Here is a 12,973-nt window from a genome sequence, read left to right as displayed (position 1 = left end):
CCGGGCGTCACATCTTGGCCCGGACGCCGAAATAGACCCGGCGGCCATAGGTTTCGACGGTGGAAACGCGATAGGCGCTTTCCTCGTCCTCGATGCGCTGGGCATTGGTGATGTTCACCAGATCGACAAAGGCGGTGAAATGGTCGCCGATGCGATAGCTGATCGAGGAATCCCATTGGCCATAGGGGCGGCCAAAGGCGTTGAGATTGTCGCGCTCCGGCCCGATATTATAGCGCGAACGCCAGTTGTACGAGATGCGCGCGTTCAGACGGCCATCGTCATAGAAGGCGGACAGGTTATAGCTGTGGCGCGACAGGCCGGGGAAGCCCAGCGCCTGACCGCTGTAATAGCCTGTCGTGGTAAAGCCGCGATCCTTGGCATAGGTGTAATTGGCCTGAAGCCCCATGTTCTTGAACAGGCCTGGCAGGAAGTCGAAGCCATAGACGAGGCCCGCCTCAAACCCGTTGATCTGAACCGGGGCGGCGCTGTTGTAATAGGTCGAGATGGTGAAATCGGTGCCGTTGTAATTCTCGGTCGTGGCCACCTTATAGGGGAAGCCCTGAATATCCTTGCGCCAGAAGGTGGCCGACAGATAATTCACCCGCGAGATATACCATTCCAGCCCAAGGTCATATTGCTGGGCGGTATAGGGGCTGAGCTTGGGATTGCCGCGCGATCCGGTCTGGGCAATTGTGTTGAGCGACATGGAGGGCGCGATCTTGGCCAGATCGGGCGCGGCGGCCACCGATGTGGCCGTGGCGCGGAAGATCAGCTTGTTGGGCACCAGCTCATAGCGCAGATTGGCGCTGGGCAGCACATAGGTGTGATTGCCGGTAAAGGACACCGGGGCGAAAGTGCCCGCGCTGGTGTTGATGTTATAGCCCGAGGCGATGGTTTCCATGCGGATCACGCGCGCGCCCACCACCACGGCCAGATTGCGGTCAAACGGGGTAAAGCCCCATTTGGTCGAGACATAACCGGCCCAGTTCTTCTGCTTCACATCATAGGTGTCGCCCGGCGACCAGTTGTTGGTGGTATAGGTGGTGGGAATACCCGCCGCATTGGCGATTCCCATGTTCATGTTCAGCCAGCGCTGAATATTGGTTGAGCCGATATTGCCGGTCGAAAAGAAGTTGTGATCGCCAAGATCGGCATATTTTACATAGGACTGGATCTGCGAGAGGATCGCGGCATTGGTCCCGGTCGAGGTGACGGCATCGACCGCCGTGCCCGTGACCCATGTGCGCGTCTTGATATCGCCCACGCCCGGCGTTGCGGTATAGCCCTCATAGGTGACGGTGCCGTCGTGATAGATCGAGTTGAGATCGGTCACGCGGCGCTGGACGCCGAACTTGATCTGTTTCAGGAAGCCGCCGACGTCATAATCGCCGTCGAACTGGAAATTGCGTTCGGTCTGGACGTTCAGGCGCGGCTTGTGCTGGATCTGCAGATTGTTGATGCCCGCCGGATTGGTGGGGTCGGTCGACAGGCTGATGTTGGGGGCGCCCGCCGAATTGCGATAATCCACCGTCACCGAGGTCAGGCCATATTGCGTGCCCACCACGTCGATTTCATCATTGAAGGCCCGCGCCCAGGAATAGCCGCCGCGTGCGCGCAGGGTCAGCTTGGGGCTGACATGCCATTCGCTGCCCAGCGTGCCGGTATAGGTCTGGCGGTCGATCGTGCCGTTGATGTTGCGATAGGACACGCCCAGCGCATTGGTGCTGTTCGGATTGGCCACCGGGGTTTGCTGGAATTGCACATAGCTGGCCGCGTTGCCCGCGTTGACACTGGTGTCATTGCTGAGCGAGAGAGCCGAGGTCAGGGCCGAAAACGTGTTGATCTGCATAAGCTGCGAGTTCAGCGTCTGCTGCCCGCGCGTATAGGTGTTGTCAAAGAACAGGCGGAAATTGTCGGACGGGCGCCATTCGACAATGCCGTTCATCGCATAGCGTTCAGTGCGTTCGCGATACATCGCATAGCGCGGAATGTCGGGATAGAAATCGCCGGTGCCGTCATTGTTCAGATCAACGCAACCGGTCTGCACCGTCTGGCTGCATTGCGCGGCCGTGGCGCCCACCTTGCGGATCTGGCGCCAGCCCGTCGTCTTGGCCTGATCGTACCACAGGCTGCGCTTTTCATAGGTGGCCGAGAGCAGCACGCCCAGCGTGTCATTGGCAAACAGGTGGCTGCCGATCAGCGCGAATTTGGGGTCGAGCCGGTCGCCCAGCGTACCGTAAACGCCCTGAACCGATCCGGCCAGATAGTCCTTTTTGGTGTCGAACGGGCGGCGGGTGATGATGCGCACCGTGCCGCCCAGACCGCCCTCGGTCATATCGGCGGTGGCGGATTTGACGACTTCGAGGCGGCTGATGAATTCGGCCGGGATATCGCGGAATTCGACCGCCGGATTGGTGGCCGACCCTGCGGCTGGCCCGGCGGCGGTGGAGAGGGTGGATTGCCCATTGATTTCAACGCGGATCAGCCCCGGATCCACGCCGCGAATGGACACCGCAGATCCTTCGCCGCCCGCGCGACTGATCTGGACGCCGGTGATGCGTTGCAGCGCTTCGCCCACGTTCTTGTCCGGGAATTTGCCCACATCCTCGGCCGAGATCGCGTCCACTACCTGATCGGAATTGCGCTTGGTGTTGAGCGCATTGGCAAGGCTTTGGCGAATGCCGCTGACGATGATGTCGGCGTTGGTGGCGGGGGCGGGCGCGCTTTGCGCATGGGCCAGGCCGGGAGAAACGAGCGCGATGACGAGCGCGGCGGACGCGGGTGAGCATCGCCAAAGGTGAGCCTTTGAAGCCATGGTGGACAACCTTCCCTGTTATCATTCTTAATATTGCTCAATATGAACTTATCGAGCGCATTATGAACCTATCGCCAAGATAATCACTTTGCAAGCCGGAAGGCGAAATATTGATGGTGGGGCGATAATTTTTGAAATCACACGATAAATCATCGCTCCGGCGCCGGATCCCTGTGCTCGCACTGGGCCTTTATGTGGCGGTTAATCTCACTTTGTGAAACTTTTCCAATATCGGAGTCGCCCTGATGCCCCAAAACAAAAGAACCCGGCATGCCCTGCCGGGTTCTTTCATGATGATGCTCTGGCTTTTAGCGCAGAATTGTGGGGGGCAATCCTGCTTTCTGCCCAATGGCTTCAATATAGGCCAGCACCGCCTGCGCCCGCTCGCCCGCCGGAACCGGCCGCCCCGGCGGCTCGAACCAGATCGGGATAGCGCGCAAATCCAGCCTGCCATCCTCATGCCAGAGGATTTCGCCGATCATCCCGTTCACCGCCTCGGGATGAAACGGGGCGAGGGGGTAGGCCGGATCAGGCTCAAACCCGAACAGTTTCTTGCGCCGCTCCACCCATTCGGCGCGGGCCGGATGATCCTGCGCGGGCGAAAGCGCATGGGTGACGACGCACCCATTGCCCAGCCCATGAAACACAGGCGCGCCATCAATAACCTCGATCCCGCGCGCGATATGGGCATGATGGCCCACCACCACGCCCGCGCCCGCCGCTACCGCCGCTGCGGCAAGGGGGCGTTCATAGGGCGCCAGATCAGCGGGACGATGCGTGACCCCCTTGTGCAGGGCGACGATGACCAGATCGGATGCCGCCCGCGCCGCGCGGATGTCGGCCTCCATTGCGGCCTGCGATGCCGGGTCGATATGCACCAGTTCGGCCTGCGGGCGGCTTGCGCTGCCATCTTGCGGCGTGATGCGGACATAGGCGCAGCCCGGCTTGCCTTCGCCCGCCCAGCTCAATTCGGGCCCCACGCAATTATAACTGAGCAGGGCGATCCGGCGCGCGCCCGCCGCGATGAACACCGGCGCGCGCGCCGCGTCCAGATCCACGCCCGCCCCGGCATGGGCTATCCCGTTGCGATCCAGCCCCGCCATCGTTTCGGCCAGCCCCACCGGGCCGCAATCCATCATATGGTTGCCCGCCATGCTGACCGCCGTGATCCCGGCGCGGGCCAGCGCGTCCAGATGCGCCGGATCGGCGCCGGGCGCGGGCACATCGCCGGGCACCTCCTCCTGACAGGTCGTATAGGGCACCTCGAGATGCCCGATCACTACATCGCCCCCGCGCAGGATCGGCGCAATGCCCGACAGCCAATGGTCCGGCTCGGGCACATCAAGGATGAGATCGCCCAGCAGCAGAATGCGGGTCGCGCTCATCCGATCACCCCTGCATCGCGTAAGGCCGCAATCGTGGCCCCATCCATCCCCATCTCGCCCAGCACCGCATCGCCATCCGCGCCCAGCACCGGCACCGCGCCCGCATCGCCGCGCGCGCAGAAATCCGGCCCCATGCCAAGACCCAGCACCGCCAGCGGCCGATCATGCCCCGGCAATTGCGCGTGCGAAATCAGCCCGCGCTGCGCCATATGGGGGTGGCTCAAAATGTCGCCGATCTCGCCGATCCGCGCGGCGGGGACGCCCGCCTGCGTCAACCGGTCATCGAGTTCCTGCGCCGAATATTTCAACATTTCCTGCGTCAGCCAGCTCTTGAGCGCGGCGTAATTTTCCACCCTCGCGGCATGGGTGGCAAATCGCGGATCGCGGATCATCTCGGGCGCGCCAAGTGCGGCGAACAGCGCCTCGATCTGATGCTGATGATTGGCGCCAAGGGCAATCCAGCCATCGCCGCAGGCATAATATTCCGCCGTCGCCACAAGGCGAAACCCGCGATTGCCCGTCCCCTTGGGTGAGGCCCCGGTATAGTCCCAGACGGAGGCCGCAGCGCCCATGATCTTGAGCGCGGCATCCAGCATCGCCACATCCAGCTTCTCGCCCGCGCCGGTCCTGTCTCGCCGCCGCAGCGCCGCCAGCACGCCCATCGCGCCCAGATAGCCGGTGAAACTGTCCACCACCGGAATGCCGATTTTCAAGGGGCCATCGGCGGTGGCATTCATCATCGCCATGCCCGATGTGGCCTGCGCAATATGGTCATAGGCGCCGCGATCCTGCAAATCCCCGCTTTGTCCAAAGCCGGAAAGCGAGAGCCAGATCAGGCGCGGATTGAGCGCGGACAAAGCCTCATAGCCCAGCCCCAGCCGCGCCATCACGCCGGGGCGGAAATTTTCCGCCACCACATCCACCTGCGCTGCCAGATCGCGCGCAATGGCCACCCCGCGCGGGTCTTTCAGGTTCAGCGCCAGACTGCGCTTGCCCGCATTGACCGCGGCAAACGGCACCGACATGCCCGGCAATCCTGCATGTTCGGTGTAGTGGCGGAAATCGTCGCCCTTTTTCGGCGGCTCGATTTTGATGACCTCGGCCCCCAGTTGCGCCAGCGTCATCGTGGCGGTCGGCCCGGCGATGGCATGGGTGAAATCCAGCACGCGAATGCCCGATAGCGGCATCATTGTCTCTCTCCTGCATCCAGCGCCCCGCTGGCGGCAATCATGGCCGGGTCAAAGCCCAGTTCTGTCAGGATCGCCTGATTGTCGGCCCCGGCGTGCACCGCAGGGCGAGGCGGCACGCTGCGCGTCTCTGACAGGCCAAAGGGCAGGCTCAATTGCGTCACCGGCTCTTGTCCGGGCAGGGGCACCTCGATGATCCGCCCGCGCGTGCGGTGGTGGGGGTGGGCAAGCGCCTCGGCCATCGAATAGACCGGCATGGCTTGAGCATCGGATTGTTCCAAAAGCGCGGCCCATTCGTCCCGCGTTCTGGTTCGCATGATCGCGGCGATCTGCGCCTGCATCATCGGATGCTGATCGGCGCGGTGCTGCAAGGCGGCGAAATCGGGCCGCCCGATGGCCTCGCAAAAGCGCCGCCAATAGGCCGGCTCCATATCGGTGGTGCAGAGGAATTGCCCATCGGCGCATTCCCAAACCCCGCCCTTGGGGTGCCACTGGCCCGGCGGTGGCGCGGCGCCGGGATCGTCATAGCGCCCCATCGACACCGCCAGCAGCGGCAGGCACGCGTCCGCCATCGCCACATCCACATGCTGTCCGCGCCCGCTGCGATCGCGCGCGGCAAGGGCCAGCAGCATGGCAATCGTCCCTTGCGCGCCGGTCAGCACATCGGCCACCTGCAAACCGGGCAGGGAAGGGGTAGGCAGGCCGTTGATACGCGACAAAGCCCCTGCCAGCGCCAGCGCCAGCGGATCATGCCCCGCGCGGCCCGCCAGCGGCCCGCTCTGTCCGGCAAAACTGACCGAGAGATAGACAAGGCCAGGATTGAGCGCGAGCATTCGCCCCGCGCCATATCCCATGCTTTCCATCACGCCGGGGCGGTAATCCTCGATCAGCACATCGGCCCGCGCGATCAGCTTTTCCAGCACCGGTTTTGCCGCCTCATGGCCGGGGTTGATCTTCAGGCTGCGCTTGCCGCGCGTATAGGAGGGGCGGGCGCGGCGGCGCAGGGCGGCGGCCTCATCCTCGTCGTGGCCAAACATCGCCTCGGCCTTGGCCAGTTCGCGCGGGTGTTCGATGCGCACCACATCCGCGCCCATGTCGGCCGCCACCCATGACGCATAGACGGCTGGCAGAAAGCGGCTGAAATCGACCACTTTGAGGCCGGTTAAAGCAGTCATCTTTGCGCCGCCCTTTGGCCCGCCGCGCCCTCGATAAAGCCGGTGATCGCCGCCTCGATGGCCGCGCCATCCTCGCCCTCGCGGTTGAAATTGTCGGCGGTCAGCTCCAGCACCGGAAAGCCCGCTTCGCGCAGCGCCCGCACGACGAAGGGATCGGCGTCCGACAGCGCCACAACGCCGTCAATCGTATGGGTCTGCGCCTCATGCACATACCACGGTCCGGCCCATGTCGGCATGCGCAACTCATCGCCCATGGTGATGCAGCGCGAGGCCAGCGCGCGCAGAGCATCCTTGCCCTCAATATCGCGGATATAGCCATCGGCGGCCAGCGCCAGATACATCGACCAGACAAAGACCGCGCCATGGCTCTCCTCCCATTTCTGGTAGAAGCCCATCTCGCTCCACAGACCCCGGCCCACCCACATCAGGCGGACTTTCTCGCCGGGGCACGCGGCAAGGCCCGCATCGACCCGCGCCTTGACCTCTTCATAAAAGGCCAGCGCCGCATCGCGCGCCCATTCTGTTCCGCGATGCCACTGCGGCACCATCGTGGCGGGCATGGAATCGACAATGCCGATGGGGGCGGGCACGGTCCGGGCGATCAGGTCGCGCGTCTTGCGGTAATAATCCTCCTGCTCATTGACCAGATCCATCACAGCGCGAAACCGTGCCTCGTCAAAGCGGCGGCCGGTCTTGGCCTCGATAGTGGCGATCACCTCGCGCAGTTCCGCCGTCATCAGGTCGATGCGTTCGGGTTCGAGCGCTTCCTCCCAACGGTCGGGCAGACGCGCCCACCAGTCGCCATAGAGATCCATGCGCGGATCATTGCTCTTTTCATAGACGAAGGGCGCCGCGCCCGTCACCTGCGCCCATTCGGCAAAGATGCGCGCGGTAGGATCGCTGGTAGCGACAGCATGGACGAAATCGGGCTGGGGCAATCCGCCCCAAGGCGCGTTTTCAGCGTCATCATCAAAGGCGGCGGCGATGCCCTGCGCGGAATAGGCCTCGACATTGGCGGGGTAGTGATGCTCGCGCAGCAGGGTCTGGTATCGGCGCGATTGCTGTTTGGCCGCGACGATGGAGGCCCACCATTGGTTGACGACAAAGGGTATGTCCATGGCGCGCAGGATTTCCTGCGGGGCATTGGCATTGGCCATGGCAAAGGGGCTGCCCGCCGCGACCTTGGCGCGCAGGTCGGCAAACCATTCGCGCTGATAGGCGTTGAAACTGGCGACGGATTCAAGGGATTTGCGGCTGCGCTTTTCACCTTTGGGCGGCGCGGCGCGGGTCGGTTTGGGCGCGCGGGGCGGTTCGGCTTGCCCACGCAAAGCCCGCAGGAAACGCGCGTCGGGCAAGGCATCGCAGCGCAGCGCAGTAAAGGCCATATCAGGCAGGGCACGGCGGATCACGGCCTCTTGCCATGGCGCGGCCTCATCGCCGCCGATGGACAGGTGCAGCACAGCATCCGCCCCGCAGGCCGTGGCCGCCGAGGCGATCCGCTTGGCCCCCGCCATGTCGATGCGCGGCGGGCAGGGGGCATGGGCGAAAGGCTGACCCCATGCGTGATCCTCGCCCACGATCAGCCAGCCTTCCGCCTCGATGGCCTGATAGAGTTCGAGGCCCTCATGCGGGGTGCCGGTGATGAACAGGCGTTTGCCGGGGATCTCTGGCGCCGCTACCAGTTCCACCAGCAATTCTTCGAGCGCGGAGTTGTAATCCGCCGGGTGGAGAATAGCCGAGGCGCCGATCACGGCCAGCGCATCGGCGCCGCTGATCTTGCCCCGCCGCCGCGCCTCGCCCAGCGCGTCGAGCAGATGGGCCTGATGGGCGAGCAGAGCATGAGCGTCACCAGCCGGAGCCGTGCCAAGCCCCGCCAACCAGTCGCCCATCTGCGCCATGCGCGCCTCATTATAGGCCATGGATGCAGCGCGCGGCAGGTGCAGCAAATCGAGGAAATGCATGTGCCGGGGCACTGCTTCCCCCTGCCGCCCCAGTTCTCGCAGGGCGGCGAAGATCTGCGGCTGTTCGCCATCCGCGGCGGTGATCAGCAGCGGCGTGTCATCCCATGACAGCAGCACTTCCAGCAGGCATTTGCCGCGATGGCCCATTGCCGCATGGCCCATCACGGCATCGGCGCGGGGCGTGGCGGCAAGGCGCGGGGCGACCAGACGCACAGGCTGAAACCCGGCGCCCAGCAGCGCGGCGCGCGGCGCATCGAACCCCAGCGTGCGGATGATCGGCGCGCGGGTGGGGGCACTCAAAGGATCGGCATAGACCTGATGGAAGAAGGCAAGCATCAGATGACGCCTTCGCTTTTTAGCCGCGCCACATCGTCGGGCGAGAGGCCGAGATATTGCGCGTAAACATCCTCATTATGCTGGCCGATATAGACCGGCAGCGCATCGTCGAAACCGGTGCTGGCGGCGGAGAACTGGATCGGGATGCCCGCCGTGCGCAGATCGACATTCGAGCCATAGGTGGGATGTTCGATCGCCATGGTTTCGTGACGCTCGACCACGCGCGGGTCGACCAGAGCGTCTTCCGGGTGGCGCACCGGGGCGACCGGCACGCCGCGTTCCTCCAGCAGGCGGCAGACCTGCGCCACGGGTAACTGTCGGCTCCACGCATTGATCGTGGCTTCCAGCACCTCGGCATTGGCCACGCGCGCGTCGCGGTTGGCAAAGCGCGGGTCATCGCCAAGCTCGCGCTGGCCCATTGCGTCGAACAGGCCCCGGGCAAGGGGCTCATGCACCGCGACCACGGCCACATAGCCATCGGCGCATTCAAACACGCCAAAGGGCGAGAGCCGCTGAACCGTCAGGCCCGTACGCGCGGGCATCCCGGCGGCGGCCATGGCGGACCAGTTTTCGATGGCGACGAAAGAAGTCAAAGCGCCCAGCATGGAAACATCGACATGCTGACCCACGCCGGTGCGGTGGCGCTGTTCAATGGCGGCAAGGATACCGATGACGGTGAAGACCGGCGCCAGCATATCGGCAATCGGAATGCCGATGCGCACCGGCGGATGGCCCGGCTCGCCGCTGGTGAACATTGCACCCGACAATGCCTGAATGATCACATCCATCGCCTTGCCCGAACGGTCGTTCGCGCCAAAGCCGGATAGCGAGGCGAAGACGATGCGCGGGTTGACCTGCGCGCAGGCTTCATAGCCCACGCCCAGCCGGTCGGCGGTGCCCGCAGTGAAATTCTCCACCACGATATCCGCCTTGGCCACCAGCTCCATGAACAGCTTCTTGCCCTCTGGCCGCTTCAGATTGAGCGAGACGCCATATTTGCCCCGCGCCCGCGTGAGGTGCGAGAGCGAAATGTCATCCTCATGCGCGCGCTCGACCATGATGCCGTCGCGGCCCAGATAGGGGCTGTTTTCGCGGGCAAGGTCGCCGCCCACCGGCTCTTCGATCTTGATGACCTTGGCGCCCAATCCGGCCAGCAGCAGCGTCGCATAAGGCCCGGCCAGCGCGCGGGTGAGATCAAGAACGGTCAGCCCTTCGAGAGGGCGGGTCTGGTCAGTCATGGGGCATATCCTTGGTGCAGCGGGTCTGGCCGCTGGCAATGAGGGCTTGGGCGGCGCGGAACACCGGTTCTCCATCGATGCCCACGGCCGAAAGGCGGCGGGCCTGATCGAGGGCAAAGCGGTTATACAGCGCATCGAAACGGGTCTGGTCGGCGGCGGGCAGGGGGATGATGGTCACCCCGTGGTCGCGGGCAAAGGCGATTCCTGCCTTTTCCGCCCGTGCATTGTTGGCGTTCAATTGCGCCTCCCACTTGGGCTTGGCGGCATAGAGCACATTTTGCAGATCGGGCGGCAAGCGGCGCCAGGCGATGTCGGACATGGCCCGCGCGGGATATCCGCCCCGGCTGAGCCGCAAAGTGGTGAAGTAATGCGCCACTTCCGAGAAGTGCAGGCTCTTGATCGTGTCGGCGGGCGCCACCACGCCGTCGATCACGCCTTTGGCCAGCGCGGAATAGACCTCGGCCATCGGCATGTTCACCGGATCGGCGCCCAGCGCGCGCAGCACGTCGATGCTGTCGGTCTGCGCGCGCAGGCGCAGGCCCTTGAGGTCTGCCAATGTGCGCACCGGGCGGTTGCGCGTCATGATGCCGGGAAAATTGCCGCCCTGCACCGCCAGCACTTGCAGGCCCGGCAATTCATTCGACAATTGCGGGAAACGCGCGGCCAGACAGTCATAGATGCTGACCTGATCCTCCATGGTTTTGACGCCGCCGTAAAAGCCCGCCTGCGCGCGCTGCAGATGGACCCCGCCGCGCGTGTAGATCGGCGTGATGAGGCCGATGTCAGCCAATCCGTGGCGGATTTCGGTGATGCTCATGTCCGAGGAAATCAGCGCGCCCGACCAATAGGGCTTGAAGGCGATGCGCCCGCCGCTGTCCTTTTCCACCTGATGCATCCAGGTGATGTCGGCCTTGCTGAAAGGATGCGTGGGCGGATAGGGGCTGGCATAGGTCAGCGTATATTCGGCTTTGGGCGCGGGCGAGGAGCAGGCGGTCAACAAGGCCACAAGCCCCAGAGTGAGAGTTTTGCGCATGGGATCAGGCCCCCATCATCTTGGGCAGCCAGAGCGCCATGGCCGGAAAGGCAATGATCGCGCCCAGATGCAGAAAATCGGCAACGAGGAAGGGGATCACCCCGCGAAAAATCGTGCCCAGCGAGAGGTCCTTGGCCACGCCCTGAAGCACGTAGATGTTGAGGCCCAGCGGCGGGTGGACAAAGCCCAGCTCCATCGTGCGGACAAGGAAGATGCCGAACCAGATCGGGCTGTAGCCCAGCGCCTCGGCAATCGGCAGGAAGATCGGCGTGGTCAGCAGCATCAGCGCCACACCGTCAAGGAAACTGCCCAGCAGGAGCAGCACCAGCGTCATGACGATGATGGCCAGAACCGGGCTGGCATGAAGGCCGATGACCGCGCCGGACATGGCCTCGGTGATGCCGGTGATCGAGATGAAGGTGGCGAACAGCATCGCCCCGATGATGATGACATAGATCATCCCCGCCGTGCGCAAGGTGGCATGGGCGGCCTGTTTGAGCGCGGCCAGCGCAAAGCCCCCGCGCAGCGCCAGCAGGACCAACGAGGCGACGACGCCCACCGAGGCGGCCTCGGTCGGCGTGAACCAGCCGATCATCAGCCCGCCGATAACGAAGGTGATCATCGTGACAATATCGGCGATCTTGCCCAGCGCGCGCAGGCGCTCGCCCCATGTGGCGCGCGTGCTGGCCGGACCAAGGGCGGGGTTGATCGTGCAAAGGATGATGATGGTGACGAGATAGGAGATCGCCTGCGTCGCCACGGGAATGAGCGAGGCGGCGAAGAGTTTGCCGATGGATTGTTCGGCGATGATGCCAAACACGATCAGCGCGCCCGAGGGCGGGACCAGCGAGCCTAGCGTGCCCCCGGCGGCCAAAGCGCCTGCGGCAAAGCCGGGATTATACCCCGCCTTGCGCATTTCGGGCAGGGCGACCGAGGAAATCGTGGCGACTGTGGCCAGCGACGAGCCGGAAATCGCGCCAAACCCCGCGCAGCCGCCGATCGAGGCCAAAGCCAGCCCGCCCCGCCGATGGCCGACAAAGCGCGCCGCCACGGCAAAGAAATCGCGGCTGGCCCCGGCGGCGAAACAGATATGCGCCATCAGCAAAAACAGCGGCAGCACGCCCAGTTCGTATTTCGAGATCACCTCATAGGAAACGACACCGGCCTTGATGAGCGCGGCCTCGGGCGAAATCATCACCGCCATGCCGCCGATCCCCGCCAGCATCAGCCCGATGCCGATGGGAATGCCCCCCGCCAGCATGGCCAGCAGCAAGGCAATGCCGATCCCGCCGATCAGTTCGGGGCTCATGCCTCGCCTCCATCATTGCGCAGGGCCTGAAGCAGAAAGAGTCCGGCGATGGCGAAACTGGCCAACAGCCAGAGGGCGCGCAGCCAGCGGATCGGGATCTGCAGCAATTCGGTCATTTCATACCCGTTCCACAGGTCGCCCATCACCCATGCCGTGCCGATGGCCACGCCCAGAAACACCGCCGCGCTGACCACCGACATGATCCGGCGCAGCAGGGCGGCGGTGGGAGGGGACAGGCGGGATGTGACCATGTGAACGCTTGCATGGTGGCGCTCAAGCGTGGCGTAAAGCATTGCCCCGGCGCCCAGAAAGACGATGCCCGTCTGCGTCAGTTCAATCGAGCCGAGCAGATGCAGCCCCAGATGCCGCCCCGCCACAGCGATGAAATCGGACAATGCGGCCAATCCCAGCCCCGCCGCGCCCAGCCCATAGGCAAGGCGGCGCAATACAGAAGGTCTGGTTTCATCGCCATGCGGCGGCGGTGCGGGCATCTTGCTCTCTTCCCTTGGTGCCGGCTTGCTTGAACGGCCGGAT

At 64.2% G+C, this 12,973-nt stretch carries 9 protein-coding genes; all 9 read right to left on the bottom strand.

Annotated elements, in window-relative coordinates; genetic code table 11:
- Positions 1–7: 7 nt before the first annotated feature.
- Positions 8–2,815 carry a TonB-dependent receptor gene (locus BGP00_RS07360; RefSeq protein WP_292693979.1) on the bottom strand — a complete coding sequence of 936 codons (2,808 nt, stop codon included), beginning with the start codon at positions 2,813–2,815 and terminating at the stop codon, positions 8–10.
- A 308-nt stretch (positions 2,816–3,123) separates the two neighbouring features.
- Positions 3,124–4,200 carry a CapA family protein gene (locus BGP00_RS07355; RefSeq protein ID WP_292693982.1) on the bottom strand — a complete coding sequence of 359 codons (1,077 nt, stop codon included), beginning with the start codon at positions 4,198–4,200 and terminating at the stop codon, positions 3,124–3,126.
- Positions 4,197–5,390, bottom strand: coding sequence for a CoA transferase (locus tag BGP00_RS07350; RefSeq protein WP_292693985.1), 1,194 nt, complete (start codon positions 5,388–5,390; stop codon positions 4,197–4,199). The genes BGP00_RS07355 and BGP00_RS07350 overlap by 4 nt, the downstream gene beginning before the upstream one ends.
- Positions 5,387–6,562 (bottom strand): CaiB/BaiF CoA-transferase family protein, encoded by a 1,176-nt coding sequence (locus BGP00_RS07345; protein ID WP_292693986.1) that lies wholly within the window; start codon positions 6,560–6,562, stop codon positions 5,387–5,389. The genes BGP00_RS07350 and BGP00_RS07345 overlap by 4 nt, the downstream gene beginning before the upstream one ends.
- Positions 6,559–8,859: a 2-hydroxyacyl-CoA dehydratase family protein gene (locus tag BGP00_RS07340; RefSeq protein WP_292693987.1), complete on the bottom strand. Its 2,301-nt coding sequence runs from the start codon at positions 8,857–8,859 to the stop codon at positions 6,559–6,561. The genes BGP00_RS07345 and BGP00_RS07340 overlap by 4 nt, the downstream gene beginning before the upstream one ends.
- Positions 8,859–10,097 carry a CaiB/BaiF CoA-transferase family protein gene (locus BGP00_RS07335; RefSeq protein ID WP_292693988.1) on the bottom strand — a complete coding sequence of 413 codons (1,239 nt, stop codon included), beginning with the start codon at positions 10,095–10,097 and terminating at the stop codon, positions 8,859–8,861. Before BGP00_RS07335 ends, BGP00_RS07340 begins: the two co-directional genes overlap by 1 nt.
- A complete protein-coding gene (gene dctP, locus BGP00_RS07330; RefSeq protein WP_292693990.1) occupies positions 10,090–11,130 on the bottom strand; it encodes a TRAP transporter substrate-binding protein DctP in 1,041 nt (346 codons plus the stop codon). Before dctP ends, BGP00_RS07335 begins: the two co-directional genes overlap by 8 nt.
- 4 nt (positions 11,131–11,134) lie before the next feature.
- Positions 11,135–12,439: a TRAP transporter large permease gene (locus BGP00_RS07325; protein ID WP_292693992.1), complete on the bottom strand. Its 1,305-nt coding sequence runs from the start codon at positions 12,437–12,439 to the stop codon at positions 11,135–11,137.
- Positions 12,436–12,930 (bottom strand): TRAP transporter small permease, encoded by a 495-nt coding sequence (locus BGP00_RS07320; protein WP_168604898.1) that lies wholly within the window; start codon positions 12,928–12,930, stop codon positions 12,436–12,438. Before BGP00_RS07320 ends, BGP00_RS07325 begins: the two co-directional genes overlap by 4 nt.
- Positions 12,931–12,973 lie beyond the last annotated feature (43 nt).

This window comes from Novosphingobium sp. 63-713 (genome assembly GCF_001898925.1).
Taxonomy (GTDB): Bacteria; Pseudomonadota; Alphaproteobacteria; order Sphingomonadales; family Sphingomonadaceae; genus Novosphingobium.
Note: the sequence above shows the minus strand (reverse complement) of the source record. Positions and strands in the feature narration are given on the sequence as shown.

Coding starts and splice junctions, on each gene's coding strand:
- BGP00_RS07325 (WP_292693992.1), bottom strand. CDS start 12,439: ATGAGCCCCGAACTGATCGGCGGGATCGGCATTGCCTTGCTGCTGGCC.
- dctP (WP_292693990.1), bottom strand. CDS start 11,130: ATGCGCAAAACTCTCACTCTGGGGCTTGTGGCCTTGTTGACCGCCTGC.
- BGP00_RS07335 (WP_292693988.1), bottom strand. CDS start 10,097: ATGACTGACCAGACCCGCCCTCTCGAAGGGCTGACCGTTCTTGATCTC.
- BGP00_RS07360 (WP_292693979.1), bottom strand. CDS start 2,815: ATGGCTTCAAAGGCTCACCTTTGGCGATGCTCACCCGCGTCCGCCGCG.
- BGP00_RS07340 (WP_292693987.1), bottom strand. CDS start 8,859: ATGCTTGCCTTCTTCCATCAGGTCTATGCCGATCCTTTGAGTGCCCCC.
- BGP00_RS07350 (WP_292693985.1), bottom strand. CDS start 5,390: ATGATGCCGCTATCGGGCATTCGCGTGCTGGATTTCACCCATGCCATC.
- BGP00_RS07355 (WP_292693982.1), bottom strand. CDS start 4,200: ATGAGCGCGACCCGCATTCTGCTGCTGGGCGATCTCATCCTTGATGTG.
- BGP00_RS07345 (WP_292693986.1), bottom strand. CDS start 6,562: ATGACTGCTTTAACCGGCCTCAAAGTGGTCGATTTCAGCCGCTTTCTG.
- BGP00_RS07320 (WP_168604898.1), bottom strand. CDS start 12,930: ATGCCCGCACCGCCGCCGCATGGCGATGAAACCAGACCTTCTGTATTG.